This is a genomic window from Bdellovibrio sp. ArHS (assembly GCF_000786105.1).
Taxonomy (GTDB): domain Bacteria; phylum Bdellovibrionota; class Bdellovibrionia; order Bdellovibrionales; family Bdellovibrionaceae; genus Bdellovibrio.
Map to the genome: position 1 here is coordinate 30,238 of NZ_JTEV01000016.1, position 17,191 is coordinate 47,428.

14 protein-coding genes and 1 pseudogene are annotated in these 17,191 nt (G+C 47.9%); 11 read left to right on the forward strand and 4 right to left on the reverse strand.

Going from position 1 to position 17,191, the window contains the following annotated elements:
• Nucleotides 1-5: 5 nt before the first annotated feature.
• Nucleotides 6-254, reverse strand: a complete 249-nt coding sequence (locus OM95_RS08990; protein WP_041872827.1) for a DUF1844 domain-containing protein — start codon at nucleotides 252-254, stop codon at nucleotides 6-8.
• Between the two features lie 47 nt (nucleotides 255-301).
• Nucleotides 302-1,114 (reverse strand): M56 family metallopeptidase, encoded by an 813-nt coding sequence (locus OM95_RS08995; protein ID WP_041872829.1) that lies wholly within the window; start codon nucleotides 1,112-1,114, stop codon nucleotides 302-304.
• A 126-nt stretch (nucleotides 1,115-1,240) separates the two neighbouring features.
• Here OM95_RS08995 and OM95_RS09000 point away from each other — a divergent pair, with 126 nt between their 5' ends.
• Genes OM95_RS09000 through OM95_RS09030 form a run of 7 tightly spaced genes read left to right on the forward strand, consistent with a single transcriptional unit; the run spans nucleotide 1,241 to nucleotide 8,766 of the window.
• Complete coding sequence (locus tag OM95_RS09000) at nucleotides 1,241-2,233, forward strand: MoxR family ATPase (protein WP_291515961.1); 993 nt, start codon at nucleotides 1,241-1,243, stop codon at nucleotides 2,231-2,233.
• A complete protein-coding gene (locus OM95_RS09005; protein WP_041872832.1) occupies nucleotides 2,233-3,102 on the forward strand; it encodes a DUF58 domain-containing protein in 870 nt (289 codons plus the stop codon). Before OM95_RS09000 ends, OM95_RS09005 begins: the two co-directional genes overlap by 1 nt.
• Nucleotides 3,102-3,992: a hypothetical protein gene (locus OM95_RS09010; protein ID WP_041872834.1), complete on the forward strand. Its 891-nt coding sequence runs from the start codon at nucleotides 3,102-3,104 to the stop codon at nucleotides 3,990-3,992. Before OM95_RS09005 ends, OM95_RS09010 begins: the two co-directional genes overlap by 1 nt.
• Nucleotides 3,989-4,999 carry a VWA domain-containing protein gene (locus OM95_RS09015; protein ID WP_041872837.1) on the forward strand — a complete coding sequence of 337 codons (1,011 nt, stop codon included), beginning with the start codon at nucleotides 3,989-3,991 and terminating at the stop codon, nucleotides 4,997-4,999. Before OM95_RS09010 ends, OM95_RS09015 begins: the two co-directional genes overlap by 4 nt.
• On the forward strand, nucleotides 4,999-6,063 hold the full coding sequence (locus OM95_RS09020) for a VWA domain-containing protein (RefSeq protein WP_041872840.1): 1,065 nt from the start codon (nucleotides 4,999-5,001) through the stop codon (nucleotides 6,061-6,063). The genes OM95_RS09015 and OM95_RS09020 overlap by 1 nt, the downstream gene beginning before the upstream one ends.
• The gene (locus OM95_RS09025) at nucleotides 6,060-6,812 is read left to right on the forward strand and encodes a tetratricopeptide repeat protein (RefSeq protein WP_291515963.1); all 753 of its coding nucleotides are present in this window, start codon (nucleotides 6,060-6,062) and stop codon (nucleotides 6,810-6,812) included. The genes OM95_RS09020 and OM95_RS09025 overlap by 4 nt, the downstream gene beginning before the upstream one ends.
• The gene (locus tag OM95_RS09030) at nucleotides 6,796-8,766 is read left to right on the forward strand and encodes a BatD family protein (RefSeq protein ID WP_041872842.1); all 1,971 of its coding nucleotides are present in this window, start codon (nucleotides 6,796-6,798) and stop codon (nucleotides 8,764-8,766) included. Before OM95_RS09025 ends, OM95_RS09030 begins: the two co-directional genes overlap by 17 nt.
• 4 nt (nucleotides 8,767-8,770) lie before the next feature.
• On the opposite strand, the gene OM95_RS09035 is transcribed toward OM95_RS09030, so the two are convergent.
• Complete coding sequence (locus tag OM95_RS09035; RefSeq protein ID WP_041872844.1) at nucleotides 8,771-11,518, reverse strand: tail fiber domain-containing protein; 2,748 nt, start codon at nucleotides 11,516-11,518, stop codon at nucleotides 8,771-8,773.
• A gap of 213 nt (nucleotides 11,519-11,731) precedes the next feature.
• Between OM95_RS09035 and msrB the strand changes: the two are divergent.
• A pseudogene (gene msrB / locus OM95_RS09040) lies at nucleotides 11,732-12,208 on the forward strand (peptide-methionine (R)-S-oxide reductase MsrB); the annotation flags it as partial.
• 107 nt (nucleotides 12,209-12,315) lie between these two features.
• Complete coding sequence (locus OM95_RS09045; protein ID WP_041872847.1) at nucleotides 12,316-12,645, forward strand: hypothetical protein; 330 nt, start codon at nucleotides 12,316-12,318, stop codon at nucleotides 12,643-12,645.
• Nucleotides 12,646-12,684: 39 nt separating this feature from the next.
• Here the strand turns inward: OM95_RS09045 and cobB are convergent, their stop codons facing one another.
• Nucleotides 12,685-13,392, reverse strand: coding sequence for a Sir2 family NAD+-dependent deacetylase (gene cobB / locus OM95_RS09050; RefSeq protein ID WP_041872849.1), 708 nt, complete (start codon nucleotides 13,390-13,392; stop codon nucleotides 12,685-12,687).
• A 153-nt stretch (nucleotides 13,393-13,545) separates the two neighbouring features.
• Between cobB and OM95_RS09055 the strand changes: the two genes are divergently transcribed.
• Both OM95_RS09055 and OM95_RS09060 read left to right on the forward strand, forming a co-directional pair.
• Nucleotides 13,546-15,807, forward strand: coding sequence for an aconitate hydratase (locus OM95_RS09055; protein ID WP_041872851.1), 2,262 nt, complete (start codon nucleotides 13,546-13,548; stop codon nucleotides 15,805-15,807).
• Nucleotides 15,808-16,060: 253 nt separating this feature from the next.
• A complete protein-coding gene (locus OM95_RS09060) occupies nucleotides 16,061-17,164 on the forward strand; it encodes a hypothetical protein (RefSeq protein ID WP_041872854.1) in 1,104 nt (367 codons plus the stop codon).
• The last annotated feature ends 27 nt before the right edge of the window (nucleotides 17,165-17,191 follow it).

Consider the following 17,191-nt stretch of genomic DNA (forward strand, 5'->3'; position numbering starts at 1 on the left):
CTCCTTTAGATGGACACATACTTCATTTGCAAATCACTAATTAAGTTTTCCAAAAATTTGGTTTCATCGCCAGTCAGATTTCCTTTGGTCTTTTCTTGCAGCACCAGAAGAAGGTCGATATTAAAGCGAGCCATATTCTTATCTTTGTGAGTTTCTCCTGTTTGCGGATTTGGCGCTAGACCCATGGCCATGACCGCAGAAGACGCAATCGACATGATCAGAACTGAAAAAGAGGCTTCTAATTTTTCACCCATAAAAAAACCACCTTATAAAACGTGAGTTGTGAAATCCCGCTGTCAAGTTAGATGGGATAGTAGCCCATCAGTTTTTGCAAACGCACTTCAATGGCAGGGTGGGATTTTAAAAATAAATTTTTCTGTTTGAAACCTTCCGGATTCACCATGAACAAATGGCTGGTGCATGGCGGAATTTCCAAAGGATTGGTCTGCGCCAAACCTTCCATGCGCCATAAAACTTCACCCAGTCTTCCGCGGCTTTCCAGAAGTTCTGAGGCCATCAAATCATTCTCAAAAAAAGATTTTTCGCCGACGACGAATTTGATGATCAGCCAACCCAATGGCGAAAGCATGGGCATGAAGAATTGTAAATTGTAGGGCAGAAGATTATCCAGGAATTGCCCTAAGCCGACCACTGAATTGGCGAGAGTGCTGCTGACACCAAAAGCAAAGGTATCCAGGCGACGGATGTGGCAAATCTGATGTGCGACAACGGCCTCAAGCTCTTCGTCGCTTAATTTTTCTAAAAGGCCTGCGGTGAATCCCAAAGAACCGCGCTTCCAAGAGTGACCGACACAAAAGGCGTTGGCGGAAGAGTGAGGCGTGACGTAAATCGAAGGCGTCGGCATCCCCAGTTCCTTCGAGATGTTTTCCACCTTCGTAAGTAAGCCCCAGGCATCCTGACCCTTCAGGCGTTTGGCATTGAGCTTGGCCAGCACGCGACTTTCGCCATAAAAGAAAACGAAGAAGTTCAAAAGCAGTGCGAGCAAAAATCCGATCAGCAGTCCTAGGCGTTCGCCCAATTGGTAACCTGCCACAAGAAGAGCCAAGCTGCTCGTAAGAATGAAGATCCAGACTTTTGTATTGTTGTTAATCATAATAATTTTGTCCCACTTTCTGCTGTCCTTGGCAAGGGTAGAGGAAGCACTGTCCTAGAAAGTCCAAGCTTGCGAACTTAATGGGAAAATTGTGAAATAGAGAGGTTATCTTCTGAGGAGGAATAGGTGAGCGAAGTTGACATCATGGCTCTGAATGCTGCCATCAAACAAGAAAGCCAGTTTATTGAGAAAATGATGGCCGAAATTAACAAGGTCGTTGTCGGTCAAAAGGAAATGGTAGAAGGCATTATGATGGGGCTCTTAACGGGCGGACACATTCTGCTGGAAGGTGTCCCTGGCTTGGCCAAAACGCTGACCATTGCGACGGTGTCGCAGTCGATCTCCTTGGACTTCCAAAGAATTCAGTTCACTCCGGATCTTCTGCCGACAGATTTGATCGGAACGATGATTTTCAATCCGAAGTCAGGGGAGTTTGCTCCGCGTAAAGGTCCGATCTTTACTAACATCGTTCTGGCCGACGAGATCAATCGTGCGCCAGCGAAAGTTCAATCCGCGTTGTTGGAAGCGATGGCCGAAAAGCAAGTGACTATCGGTGAAGAGTCTTACAAGCTTGCAAATCCCTTCCTGGTTTTGGCGACACAGAATCCCTTGGAGCAAGAGGGAACTTATCCTCTTCCGGAAGCGCAGATGGACCGTTTTATGTTCAAGATCAACGTGGTTTATCCGGCCAAGGGGGAAGAGCTTGAGATCTTAAATCGCATGGGCTCGAACGAAAAGCCGGTCGTGAATCCGGTGATCTCCAAAGAAGATCTTTTAAGAGCCTCCGCGCGCGCTGATCAGATTTACGTTGATGCAAAAATTAAAAACTACATCGTGGAAATTATTATGGCTTCGCGTAAGCCCGGTGAATATGGTCTTAGCCGTATCGCCAATCTCATCAATGTGGGGGGCTCGCCACGGGCGACGATCAGTTTATATCGTGCCGCTAAAGCTCATGCCTTTATTCGCGGTCGCGGTTACGTAACGGCGGAAGATGTCAAAGCCATTGCCTATCACGTGATGAGACATCGTTTGATTCTGACGTACGAAGCGGAAGCGGAAAACATCAAATCTGATGACATTATCAAAGAAATCTTAAGTCAGGTTGAGGTTCCCTAGTGAGTTTACCTCCAGAGGTCTTAAAAAAGGTTAAGCTCTTAGAGATCAACACAAGAAAACTTGTGAACAATCTTTTTGCGGGCGAATATCACACGGCTTTTAAGGGCCAAGGGATGACCTTTGCGGACTTCCGGGAGTATGTGCCCGGCGATGACGTGCGCAGTATCTCATGGCCTCTCACAGCTCGGACCGGAAAACCCTATATCAAAACTTTCGAAGAAGAGCGGGAATTGACGTTGATCCTGGCGGTTGATGTCAGTGGTTCGAGTGATTTCGGCACCGGGCCTTATTTCAAAGGTGAAGTGATGACTCACATGGCAGCACTTTTGGCTTTTTCGGCGGTGAAAAATAACGACCAGATCGGTTTGTTATTGTTCAGCGATCAAGTGGAACACTTCGTTCCGCCGAAAAAAGGGCGCGGTCATGTGCATCGCTTACTGCGCGATTTATTTTATTATCAGCCGAAAAGTCATCGCACGAAACTTTCCCAAGGCTTCAGCTATTTGCAAGGGGTTTTGAAAAAGCGGGCGACGATTTTTGTGTTTAGCGATTTTATGGATCAAGGATTTGATCAAAGTTTGCGACTGTTGGGGCGCAAGCACGATGTCGTAGCCTGTGTGGTGAACGATGCGGCTGAGTATTCGTTACCGCAAATGGGGGTTATCGAAGTTCAGGATGCAGAAACGGGCGAGGTTATCACCGTGGATACGTCCTCTTCGACGTTCCGTGCGCAGTACGAAGACGCGGTCCAAAAAAATAAAGAACAACGGGATCGTCTGCTGCGTCTATCACAGGTTGAACGTGTCGATGTCAGATCCAGCGAAGACTACGTCAATCCGTTGGTGGCGTTTTTTAAGAAGAGAAAATAATGGCGGCTATTCAGTGCAAGACAGAAATACCTTCCGTTGAAGGACTTAACGACAACCAACTGACGGTGGGTCGTGAGTTTATTTTAGTCTGTGACGGCGATTTTCCTAAAGACCTTGCTCAGGATAAGTTGCAATTCAATCTGAAGCCGACGGAAAAGTATCAGATTCATCTTCTGGGTTTTGAATTCAGAAATCCGACTCAAGCCGATGTGAAAGTGACCGCTTACAAAGCCGGAAATTTTCAATATCAGGATTTGCAACTGACCGATGGGACGGTGACGCTCAGCCTGGGGCCGGTTCAATATCAGGTCGAATCGGTTCTGGAAAAGCAAGTCCCCGGGCAGCCGCCAGTGAAACAAGAACCTTTTGGTCCCATCGGACCCGCAGTTTTGTCAGTGCCGACGCTTTATTGGGCGCTGTTAGCGTCTATCCTAGGGCTTTTGTTTTTAATGATCGTCGGAAAATTATATCGAGTGATTCAGCGTCGCAATATGCTTGAAAAACTTAAAGAGCATGATTCGGCGATGTCGCCTTTAGGTCAATTTCACCAAAATCTTCGTCGTCTGCAAAGAATGAACACGGTCTTCTTTGGTGGGAAGGCCGACCCCAATCATATTCCCGAAGCCATTGTTGCGACCTACGAGATGTTAAAGCTCTTCCTGACTCGTCGCTACCAGATGCCGGCGATGGAGTGGAGTGATCGTTTGATCCTCAAAGATCTGAAGAAATATCATCGCAGTGTTTATAACGAATATGGCAGTGATCTGAAGAACCTGTTGAAAGAATACAGCCGCGCAATTCAGGATCAAGAGCAGCTCAAAGAGCAGGATGCCTTAAACATCACGACCCACTGCCGTTTATTGGTCGAGAAAATGGAGCGGCAGCCATGACTTTTCATTCAAGCGCCGCATTCTGGCTGATCCTTCCTTTGGTTTTCATTTTGTTCTGGGTTTTGTGGAAAAAAAGAGCCAAGACGCCGACGTTGCAGTTTGGCTCCGTCGAGCTGTTGAAGTCCGTGGCCCCGAGCCTTCGTTCGCGCCTCATGAATTTGCCGATCTTGTTAAAAGCACTGGCCTTAATCTTTGCGATTGTGGCGCTGGCACGGCCACAGACGGCGAATACCAAAATTCGCAAAAATGTGGAGGGTATTGATATTGTCATCTGTCTGGATGTTTCAGACAGTATGTTGATCGAAGACATGAAACCGTTAAATCGTCTGGAAGCGGCAAAGGATACGATTAAAAAGTTCATCGAAGCCCGCAGCTCAGATCGTATTGGTCTCGTGGTTTTTGCCGGAGAATCCTTCACGTTGGTTCCTCCCACGTTGGATTATCAGTTAATTCTTCAACGTGTCGGTGAAATCACCAGTGCATCGAGTGCGAAGATCAAAGATGGAACGGCATTGGGCGTCTCGATGGCGAATGCGGCGGGGCGCTTGAAAGATTCCCAAGCAAAAAGCCGGGTGATGATTTTCATGACCGACGGCGAGAACAACTCGGGTACCATCGATCCTGAAACGGGGCTTGAAATTGCTAAAGGTTATGGCATCAAGGTTTATTCCATTGGTATTGGCAAAGATGGCCCGACCCGGATTCCCGTTTATACTCGGGATATTTTCGGTCAGAAGATCAAGACATATCAGCCATTTGAAAGTGCCGTAAACGACGATCTTTTAAGTCGTATGGCCTCTGAAACGGGTGGTAAGTACTATCGAGCCACGACCGAAGGATCATTGCAGAAGGTCTTCAGCGATATTGATAGTTTGGAAAAGACCAAAATTGATGTGAACAAGTTTACCAGCTACACCGAAGAATTCCCGCCGTATCTGGTCACGGCATTGATCATCTATCTTCTCGCCATTATATTGGGAAGATCCTGGTTAAGGAGGGTGCCATAATGTTTCGTTTTGAAAATATGGCTGCTTTCAACTATCTGTGGCTGATTCCCGTGATCGTCGTTATCGGATTCTTTTTTGATCGTCGCTCACGGCAGATCGTGCAAAACGCGATCGGAAAAAGACTATATCCTTTTCTTTCTAGCTCGGTTTCCAACAAGAAAAGAACCATTAAAAATATTCTGCAACTGGCCGTTGTTTTCTTTTTTGTCTTGGCTCTGGCGCGTCCCCAAATGGGTGAAAGCCAGCAAGAGGTTAAAAGTGAAGGTGTCGAGATCATCTTCGCCGTGGACGTCTCAGAAAGTATGACGGCCGAGGATGTGAAGCCCTCGCGATTGGCCCAAGCCAAGGCGGAACTCAGCCGTCTGATCGATCTGATGCCCGGCAATAAAGTGGGTGTGGTGGCTTTTGCAGGATCGGCGGCGTTGCTTTCGCCACTAACGAATGATCCTGGCGCGATTAAAATGTATTTAGAATCTTTAGAACCGTCTTCAGTTTCTTCCCAGGGAACCAATTTTACGGAAGCTTTAAAAATTTCGAAAGAAGCCTTTGAACGAGGGGGCGTTTCCACGGACAACATCGTGAAAGTCACGCGGGTCGTGTTAATTGCTTCGGATGGCGAAGACCATGAACAAGGTGCTTTGGACGAAGCCAAAAAAATGGCTGACGAAGGGATTCGCATCTTTTCTTTGGCCTATGGAACTGAAAAAGGTGGCGCCATTCCGGTTCGCGATGGCATGGGATTTTTGAAAGGCTATAAAAAGGACCGCGAGGGCCAAACAGTGATCACCACGGTAAAGGGAGAGGCACTCAGAGCCTTAGCCGAAGCGGGTAAAGGAAGTTTTTACTTTGCGACATTCGGTGGCGACCAAACAAAACTCTTAGTTGAAGACATCGGCAAATTAGAAAGAACGCAATTTGATTCGACGATGGCGGTTCAGTATGAAGAGCGCTTTCAATTGATCTTGTTTATGGGCATTTTACTGGCTCTTTTTGAAATCTTTCTGGGGGAACGCAGAAACTCTTTCCGCTTCTGGAAAGGACGTTATGAGGTGCCCCCACAATGATCCAGATTCATCGTTTTACAATTGTGCTTGTGTTGATTGCAGCTTCGGGATGTGGACCGGGGCGGCCGCATTTACAAACTTTGCAGCTTAATCGCGAAGGAAATAAGCAGATTCAGGCGCAGGCGTACGGACCCGCGATGGATAAATATCTTGAAGCTTTGCGATTTGATCCCTTCGTGGGGCAGTTGCATTTGAATCTAGGACTGAGCTTTGAGGGCTTGCAACAGGCGGAAAAGGCTTTGCAGTCTTATCAAGAGGCGGAAAACCTGGCCGTCCTGGAAAACCGTCCGGAGCTTATTTTTATGTCGCGCTTTAATCGGGCGCAGCTTTTAGGCAAGGCCAAACGAGTCGACGAGGCCTTGGCGGTTTATCAAAAAGCTTTGGAAGTTATTCCCTCGTCGAACGAAGTAAAAACAAATATTGAACTTCTGACTCAGTCGCAACAGGGACAGAGTGGAGATAACAAACAAGACCAACAAAATCAGCAGGGCGACCAAAATCAACAGCAGCAGAAAAATCAGGACGGCAAAGATCAAAAGGATAAAGATCAGAAAGATCAAGAGCCTCAGGATGATAAAAAACAAGTGCAGCAGTCGCCGAAATACAAGCCGCGTCCCTTCCAGGGCAAAGAGCTTTCAGAAGCTGATGTAAAAAAGATTCTGGGCGAATTGAAACAGCAGGAAGAAAAAATCCGCGCTGAATACAATCGCAAAGAAGTCAAGGAGCAGCCTCGTGACAAAGACTGGTAATTTCCTGTTCTTTCTTATTTTCCTTATTTTTGGATTTTTTGCTCAAGCGACACCGACGGTGCAGGCCACGGTCGATCGCAACGAGGTGGGACTGACGGACACTTTCACGGTGACGGTTTCGATCGTTTCGACCGACGATCACACTATTGCAGAGCCGCGTATTCCGGATCTGGATGGCTTTGAACTTTTGAATAACTCGCAGTCCACAGCCGTGGCACAGAAGCTGGTCAATACTCCTCAGGGGATGCAGTTTGAAACGCAAAGAAGAAAAGAGTTTCACTACATCATGGGGCCGAAACGAACTGGTACCCTCAGCGTGGATTCCTTTGAAGTGATCGTGGATGGGAAGGTCTATCGTACCAAGCCGATCCTGGTTAAAGTGAGTGAACAAGGCTCAGGACAAAATCGCCCCAAGCGCCCGTCGCAGAATCCCGCTTTTGAAGACCCTTTCGAAGCCATGGATCAAGCGGATGAAGAAATCTTCAATCAACTTCTCAAACAACGTCAAAGATTGTTGCAGCAACAGATGGGGCAATTTCCTGACGACACCAATTGGCCGCCTCGGGCGACCGGATTGCCGGAAGCGGCCTTCCGCAGCCTGCCGACCAATCCGAATGAAGCCTTTTTCATATCGGTGGAAGTTGATAAGACCGAAGTTTATGAGGGCGAACAGGTTACAGTGAACTGGTATATCTATACGCGGGGACAAATGGAAACTTTGGATCGTTTGAAGTTTCCAAGTCTGAAAGGCTTCTGGAAGGAAATTATCGAGGAGGTCCCGTCAATTCAGTTCACTGAAGAAGTAGTGAACGGGGTGCCATGGAAGAAGGCTTTGTTGGCATCGCATGCGCTGTTCCCGATTAAACCAGGGCGCGCGGTCATTGATGAATATAAAATCAAATCTCGCGTCAGAACTTTGTCACAGGGACTAGGTGGTTTTTATGGCCGTCCTTACGAATACACGAAAAGTTCCGCACGCGTGGATATCAAAGTAAAACCACTTCCGACAGAAGGACGGCCTTCTGACTTCACGGGGGCGGTGGGCCAATTTGAAGTGCATGCGAGCGTCGAAAATCAAACGACGCCCGTGAATCAACCGGTCAGTTTGAAAGTGCGCTTTGAGGGCGCAGGCAATGCCAAAGTGATTGATCTTCCGGCCATTGCGTGGCCAACCGGGCTTGAACAGTATGATACCAAGTCAGAATCCAAGTTCTTTAAAAACGGACGAAGTTATAAAGAATTTGAAGTGTTGGTCATTCCCCGTCAAGAAGGCGACATGGTGATCCCGGCCTTGAGCGTATCCATGTTTGATCCGCAGGCGAATAAATACTATACGCGAACAACACAGCCCATCACCTTGAAGGTCGTGAACAATCCGAACGCGCCGGTAGGGTCTTCATCGCGTTTGGCTGACGGGAAAACTTCTGCAAAATCGACCATCATGGAAAATAAACTGCCAAATCCAGTGATGAGCTGGGCGCCTGCGACAGAGGCCCATGTTCTTTATCGTCCGTGGTTGTGGATGGTGGTTTACGGTGCGATGGCTTTAGGCTTACTTGTAAAAGCTCAGAAAGAATTTGGCTGGGGACGCCGTCGTCGCACGCTGAAAGAGCTTGTCAATAAACGCTACAAACAGGTGGATGGCGCGCTTAGCAAAAATGACTACCGTAAAGTGGGTGTGGAGATGACAAACATCTTCTATCTGGTTTTGGGTGAAGTCGCCGGAGAAGGCGGCGCCTCGCAAGAAATAGAAAGACTGTTGGCATTAATGCCGCCAAGTTTGCGTCGCGATCATGGGGATGAAATCGCGAAAAATTTTGAAATATTTCAGACGATGAGTTTTGCGCCGGAAGAAATGTTGGGAGCATTGAAGGATTCTTCAAGCATGAAAGTCAATGTTGAAAAGGCTAAAAAAATTATTTCGTCAGTGATCGCGGCGGTCGAGGCGAAGTAGGATGTTAAGGGCCTTCCTGCGCCGAGAGTCCTAGTTTTGTTTTGATCAGTTCCAGGTCCTGGGTTTGCTTTTCAAGCTGGCTTTTCAGACGAGTATTTTCTTTTCGCAAAGAAGTCAGTTCGTGCTGTAAATTCTCTAGCTGATTTTGCGACATTTCACATTTTCCGTTAAGTTCTTGCACAGCATTCACCGTGGCCCAGTGAATGGGATCGACATTCAATTCTAAGTACCCATCTGCGCGTACCTTCACCGCATCGGGAATGACCTGTTGTACTTCCTGAGCAATAAAGCCTGTCATCTTTTGCTGTGATGACAGGTTTAACGGATTGTCTTTTTTATAAGAGAATCGCACCGTGTGAAGCTTCAGGATTTCCTTGAGTCCGTATTCGTAATCTCCATGAATGTCTTTAAGGCGAAGATCCGAAGTGTTCGTCCACGCAGTTCCAGTACTCAGTCCGGCGGTGCCTTCTACCTGAAGGGTGTGAGTCGGCGTGGTCGTGCCGATGCCCACGCTGCCAGCGAAATAGGAAGGGGCTGTATGGTCGTTGGCCCACAATGACCATTTCGCGTTTGCCGAGACAGAGCCGATATAGAGTCCGTAGCCGGTATTGACGGTTCCGCCGCCGGAGTTGTAGATATCAGTGTAGTAGCCGTAGGCTTTGTCGATGGTACCGGTCACACCGTAATTCCATATTTGGCTGAATGTCCCGTAGGCGTTTGAAATTGTTCCACTGGTTTCGTTGAACACCTGATTAAAATTTCCGTAACCGAAGTTGATTTGCCCCGTGGAGGCGTTGGAGCTCACAGTGTAAGTTCCGTACTGTGACGGCACTGTCGTTGAACCACTATGATTGGCCTTCGAGACAATTCCGTATAAATTTGTCACACTTCCTGCGTTGTTGGAGTTGGCTGACAAACCATGCAGATTCGTGACGGTGGACGTGCTGCCATTATAAGCTGTTCCTTGAAGAGCTGCTTGGAACTGAATCGTATTGCCCGAATTGTTGTTGGCGGAAGCATAGACACCATATTGCTGATCCAAGTTTGTCCCGGTTGCGGCAGCGGCGCTTGTGCTTATTCCATATTGGTAGGTTGCAGCTCCTTGAGTCAGTGACGATACGGCCTGCAAACCGATTTGGTTGGTTAATAGACCCGTTCCATTTTTTGTATTGATGGCTTGCAAACCTCGCGTTGTCGCCAAATTAAAAGCTCCCGCGTTCGTCATTAAATCAAACAAACCCGCAGAGTATTGGGCGGTACTATTAGCGGTCGGTGTAGGCTGGTCTAGCACCATCAAGGTGGCCTGTCTTCCCGCTATAATATTGGGAGAGTCATTGACGAGGACCTGTGATGGAGTCGTCGCGGCGGCTCCCGTTGAAGCTGTCGAAACTAAAGAATTTTGTATTGTCACGGGAGCCACGGGATTTGTGGTGTGCAATCCCACCTGTCCAGTCCCAGTGATATGGATGCGAGCTGTGTTGTCAGTTAGAAGACTTAAATTGAAACTGTCTTTCGTTCCTAATGATGAAGAAGTTCCGAACGTGTTTCCTCCGTTGAGATAGACGCCGTCCGAGCCGGTGATAGGAAGATCGGTCGAGGCGATCGAACGAAAAGTCGGAGGTCCGTTGCTCACTGACGGAGCGGCAAAAAAAGTTCTTGCGGTTTGTGAAGCATAAGTAATTGCTGAGTCTGACAGGGCAATATCCACGCAGAGATATCTGTCTGTGGCCGATTCCCAATTTAAGGTTTGCGCCGTCGTGCAAGTCGTAGGGAAAAAGTTGCCATTGCCCGCCGCCGTCGAGCGAATGTCGTCGATCGAGATGAATCCGGGCTCCCACACCGAACCGTTATAGCGAAGAAGGTTTTTGGTCGCAGTCGGCGCCGTTGCAAGAACCGAGATGCCCTGCAACTTAGCAACGCTGGGGTTTGGATAATTGCCACTAAGATCTCCGCTAGCAGGACCCTTCGGGATTCGTGAGTCGGTAAAACGCGGATCATCCCCTTGTGCCAAAGTACCCGCTGTGTTTCCTACGTTAACAGTGAGGGCAGGCGTCGATGTTCCGTTGACCACGGCAAGGTACGAGTTGGTCGAAGTGACATTGGTGACAGTGCCACCATTGGAACCCGATACAGCTTCACAAGTCAGAGCAGATCCTGACCACGATAGAAAGGTGCCCGCCGCACAAATCGGCAGTCCCGTTTTGATGACGAAGTCACTCGCAGGTTTTCCATCCAGTGTGGCGGATGAAAGAGCGAATGGGACCGAGTGTATTTCTAAAGCGGGTGTGATCGACTTCCACATGTTGCCATCGTAAAACTGCACTCTTAGTTTTCTGTTTTCCCAAAGGGAGGGGGTGACGGGGCCCGCTCCATCACAACTTACATTGCTGCCACCCGAAAATGCGTCGGTAAGTTGAAATGCTGTCAGTGGAAAAAGTTTCGTTCCCGTTCCTATAGTAATATCGAAAACGCCACGAGTGGATGATAAATCAACGCCATTCACCTGTTCGCGATACATGACACAGGTTTCCGCCGCGTTGGTGATTTCAAAACTGAAGCTGACGCTATTGTGTAGAAGAGGAGTTCCATCGGTTTTTATAATCCGACCCTGATAGTTCAATGACCTGGGCGCGGCTTCCACAATCAATGGTAGAGCCGATACCATGAGGTAAAATAAAACGTTCAGAAGACTCATGATATACCGTTCGGAGTATTCACGATTATTCTTTAAGACTTTCAGTAGATTACCCATGTTTCATGAATATGTCTTTAGATATGGGCTCATAGATGATTTCAACTCTAAAACAGAATTCTGAACCTCTTGGCAGCTACTTTGAGCAGAGGTTCTTAAGCACTAAATCGAGACGTTCCGCCAATGCTAAATGGCAAGCTGTGTTCCAATGAAAGACACAGGTGTAAAATACATTTGTGTGCATGAGGAGGAATTATGAAAGATTTCTCTCACTTCAATAAACCGTCATCTTCAGACCTTAAACACAGGCTCAATCCGCTTCAGTATGAAGTGACTCAGTTGGATGGAACAGAGCGCCCCTTTGCGAATAAATACTGGGACAACCATGAGGAAGGAATTTATGTGGATGTTGTTTCTGGGGAGCCTCTTTTCAGTTCGCTAGATAAATTTGATTCGTCGACAGGGTGGCCGAGTTTCACGCAACCTCTGGATCAAGCCTATATCACGACTAAGGTGGATCGAAGCCTTTCTGTGCCTCGTATAGAGGTTCGCAGTAAAATTGCCGACTGTCATTTAGGACATGTCTTTAATGATGGACCGGCGCCGACGGGCAAGCGTTACTGCGTTAACTCCGCAGCGTTGAAGTTCATCCCTTTGCGGGACCTGGTCAAGGAAGGTTACGAAGACTATGTGTCCCTGTTTAACAAACGCAAAGACCGCGAGACCGAAGCCGGTGCGCCCGGTTATTAATCATTCTCAATGCGCTTTCGTTTTCTTCGCAAGTTTTCTTTGTCGTTGGCAATTCCGTTGAAACAACCTAAATCTGCCTTCGCTTAAAATATTCAACGGAGGTTTTTATGCGTATCTTACTTGCCCTTATCACAGTCTTGTCGGCCTCTTCCGGTTTAGCCGCAGGTTGCGATAAATATATTCGCAACGAACGTATGATGGCGGCGATCAAAACGGTCGCGAAGTACACTCAATATGGTTATGAAGGAATGTGCAATCATCCGATGATTCTGGATGTGGAAGCGCAGCCCACACACACGATTGAATTGGTGAACGGGCAGTACGAAAAAATTCCGCACACGCAAGTTCAATTACACCGATCCGAAGACAGCTGTTTGTATATGGTTCGCGATGCGACTCAGACAATCACGACGGCGCGTTGTTATTCCGGTTTCTAATTGTTGCAGCACTCATCGAGGAGTCGAAAGACTCCTTTTTTATTCCAGCAGTTCTTTGATAAAGCGAGGCACTTCGCTAGAGGCGGGTCCGATAAAATGGGTTTCAAAGGCGTTTGAAATTTCAGTGTCTTTCAGATTGATTTCGATTTTTTTGGCCTTCCAGGCCAGTCTCACAAAGCCGGCTGCGGGATAGACGTTGCCGCTGGTGCCGATCGCAATAAAATAATCGGCTTTTTCAAGTGCGGCGTAGATTTCATCCATGTGATGAGGCATCTCGCCAAACCACACAATGTCGGGACGAACGCCACCTTTTCTGCCACAAGCTTCGCAGCTTTGGTCCAGCACCACATCTTCTGACCACTCATAGTGCTCGTCGCAATAAATGCAAAAAACTTGATCCAGCCGACCATGCATGTGCAAAAGGCGTGTTGAGCCCGCCCGGCGGTGGAGGTTGTCGACGTTTTGTGTGACCAGCAGAAAATCACCCTCCCACTGGCGCTCTAATTCAGCTAATGCGAGATGAGCCGGATTCGGCTGAATCTGGGGATCTTTCAGTTGAGCCCTTCTCATGTTGTAGAAGCGTTGAACCAACTGGGGATCTCGAGCAAAAGCTTCAGGTGTGGCGACGTCTTCAATGCGGTGCTCTTCCCAAAGGCCATCCTGATCACGAAACGTGCGAATCCCACTTTCTGCCGAGATTCCAGCGCCGGTTAAGATGACGATGTTCTTAAATAGTCTTAAGTCCATTTGTGCCTCGCGCAACGTCGCGATTGTTGAGTGGGACTCCAGCCTTTGATCCCCTTCGGGGGCTGCGCGATAAAAACGCCATCATGGCATTTTTATTGAGCTTTCAACTGATTTTCATTATGATCAGGCGTTCTTCAAAGAAAGGCAATAACAATGGCTTCGAAAATCGAAACGACACCAGAGATGGTGCAGAACGTTTACAAAAAGACAGCTGAAAGATTGGCTGTAGTTCGCAATCGTTTGAACCGCCCTTTAACCTTGGCGGAGAAAATCTTGTTTGGTCACTTGGACGATCCCCAAAATCAAGAGTTGGTTCGTGGAGAAAGTTTTCTTCTTCTCAGACCCGACCGCGTGGCGATGCAGGATGCGACAGCGCAAATGGCTTTGTTGCAGTTCATGCTAGCAGGTAAAGATGAGGCGGCAGTTCCTTCCACAGTTCACTGCGATCACTTGATTCAAGCTTACAAAGGGAAAGACGCTGACATGGCGGCTTCCAATATGTCGAACAAAGAAGTTTTTGAATTCTTGGCGACAACATCTTCTCGTTACAACATCGGTTTCTGGAGACCTGGCGCTGGGATCATTCACCAAGTTATTCTTGAAAACTACGCGTTCCCAGGCGGTTTGATGATCGGTACGGACTCTCACACTCCGAATGCGGGTGGTTTGGGTATGTGTGCGGTCGGCGTCGGTGGTTCTGATGCTTCTGACGTGATGGTCGGTCTTCCTTGGGAAGTGAAAAATCCAAAACTGATTGGTGTTCACTTGAAAGGTAAACTGGGCGGTTGGGCTTCGGCGAAAGATGTGATCTTGAAACTTTGCGGAATGCTGACTGTAAAAGGTGGAACAGATAAAATCGTCGAGTACTTCGGTGAAGGAACATCTTCGATCTCTTGCACGGGTAAAGCGACAATCACAAACATGGGTGCCGAATTGGGTGCGACTTGTTCGGTGTTTCCGTATGACGAGCGCATGGGCGCTTACTTGAAATCCACAGGCCGTGATCAATTGGCGTCTATCGCTGATGCGCACAAAGACATTTTGTCTGCGGATGCGGATGTTGTTGCAAATCCTGGTAAATACTTCGACGAAGTTTACGAAATCGATTTGTCAGCTTTGGAACCACACCTTGTGGGTCCGCACACTCCAGACTTGGCTCGTCCGATTTCTGCTCTTAAAAAAGAAGTGGCAGAAAAAGGTTACACAGCGAAGATTTCTTCAGCCTTGATCGGTTCTTGCACGAACTCTTCTTACGAAGATATCGGTCGTGCGGCTTTTGTCGCAAAACAGGCGATGGATATCGGTGTAAAAATGAATCAGCCGTTCCTGGTTTCTCCAGGCTCAACGCAGATCCAAAAAACAATTGAGCGCGACGGCCAAATGGCGACGTTCAATGAAGTGGGTGCGACAGTTCTTGCAAATGCTTGCGGTCCTTGTATTGGTCAATGGAAACGTGACGACGTGAAAACGGGTGAGAAGAACACGATCGTGACTTCTTTCAACCGTAACTTCCGTGCACGTAACGACGCCAACCCAGAGACTTTGGCCTTCATCGCTTCTCCGGAAATCGTGATGGCATTGGGTCTTGCGGGTCGTTTGGATTTCAACCCGGCGACAGATGAACTTGAAGGACCAAAAGGTAAAATCAAGTTGCAAGCTCCTGTGGCTCCGGAACTTCCGGCTCAGGGTTTCATCCCTGATACCGAAGGTTACCAAAAACCAGCGGGTGCTCAGGCGCAAGTGGCTGTCAGCCCGACGTCCGAGCGTTTGCAGCTTCTTTCGCCATTTACAAAATGGGATGGCAAAGATTTCGTTGATAACTACGTTTTGGCGAAGGCCAAAGGAAAGTGTACAACGGATCATATCTCTCCAGGCGGTAAATGGTTGAACTATCGTGGTCACTTGGACAACATCTCTAACAATATGTTGTTGGGTGCGGATAACGCTTTCACCGGAGAGATCGGTAAAGGTCGCAACTTGATGACAGGTCAAACTGGTGTCGAGTTTGCGCAAATCGCTCGTTCTTACCAAAAAGCTGGTAAAGGCTGGGTGATCATCGGTGATGAAAACTACGGTGAAGGTTCTTCGCGTGAGCACGCGGCGATGTCGCCAAGATTCTTGGGTGCGACAGCGGTTGTGACCAAGTCTTTCGCGCGTATCCACGAAACGAATTTGAAAAAACAAGGTGTGTTGGCTTTGACTTTCGTAAATCCAAAAGATTACGACAAGATTCAAGAAGAAGACCTTGTCAGCCTAGTGGATCTTAAGGACCTGGCTCCTGGCAAAAACGTGAAGATGATCATCAAGCACAAAGATGGCTCTTCTGAAGCTATCGAGTTGAAGCACACTTACAATGCGGAACAATTGAAATGGTTCCGTGCGGGAAGTGCATTGAACTTGATCCGCGGACTTTAATTAAATTCATCAAGCTTTGCTTGGAAAAGCCCTCGTTATTAACGAGGGCTTTTTTTATTTTCAAAAAGCCTGAGCCTTTACGCTGAGACCTCCTGTTGCTGGGGGTGATATAAGGCGCCGTCTCGGTTTGAGACGCTCGTTTGGTCTTTAAATTGCTTTTAAGTAACTACGACAGCTTAACGCCACTATAGAGGCAACTCGTGCCGAGCGAGCCTTTTTTGGGCATGCAGCTGTCGAACTTAGGAGCATCTTTATGAAAAAAACCTTGCTGACAGTGACCGTTCTTTCCGCAATTCTTTCCGTCGCCGCTTGTGCGAAGAAAGATTCAGAGTACGCCGCGAAAATGCGTCAGAAAGGCGCCCAGGTTGGCGAAACTGCCACGAATCATAAAGACGGTGTTCCTCAGAATGAAAAAAAAATAGCGACGAATCTTTGTGAAAAGCCCCAACAGACAGTGTGCGCGATTCAAGAGGCTCCGATCGCTCAGACTTTGCGTCAAGAAGGACGCGAGAAAGCCTTGGCGCAATTAAAAAAAGAGTTTTCGCAGTTACCAGAAAACTTCCAGGGCACCGAGGCCGAGTTTAAGGCGGGTCATTTGTATAAGGAACAGCTTCGCTTCCTGCACTTGTCGGATGCGGCCTATCGCTTGATCTACGACTACGACAAAGATGTGCTGGAAACACTTTCCGTCGTCAAAAAGCTTTATGCTGAATACATTCAAGGCAGCACTTTGTCCGAGGAAGAAAAGAAGCGACAAATAAACATTGTCAACTCTACCGAGGTTCTTTCGATTTCTAAAATTATTGAATCTACATACCCCGGCAAAGATGCGATGACTATTCTTGCTACCAGCAACTGTCAAGGGGACGGCCTGGGAATGCAGGCGCATTCTTCTCTTCTTCCTGGAGCCAGCGCTGGCGCGATTCTTCTTTGCCCTGGACAACTGGTGAAGCTGGCTGGCAAAGAAAAGGCCGATCGAATCACATCACTGGTGATGTTGTTGGCCCGCGAGATGTATCATCAGCTTCAGATCCAAGCCGGTGCGGCAGATGCGCAAGCATTTTCCTGCCTGCGGGCAACAATTCCGGGTAAAGACGATAGCTTTTTCGAAAGTCGTGAAATGGAAGCGATGGCGGACCTAATGGCGGGACGCTTGCTTTTCGCTCATCTGAAAGAGGTCACCGATGTGACCGCAAAACAGAATAGTGTTTCCTTGGCAATGAATTGGCTTTGCCATCTTCCTGCTACGGACCCGGTGGATTCAAAAACACATTTTTCAAATGAAGAGCGGATACAAAATCTTCTTAAAATCAAAGAGGCCGAAGTGTTGTCCTGCGGCGAAGGGCCACGTTGCTAAAAAAACATCGAAGAAGTTGACCTGGAC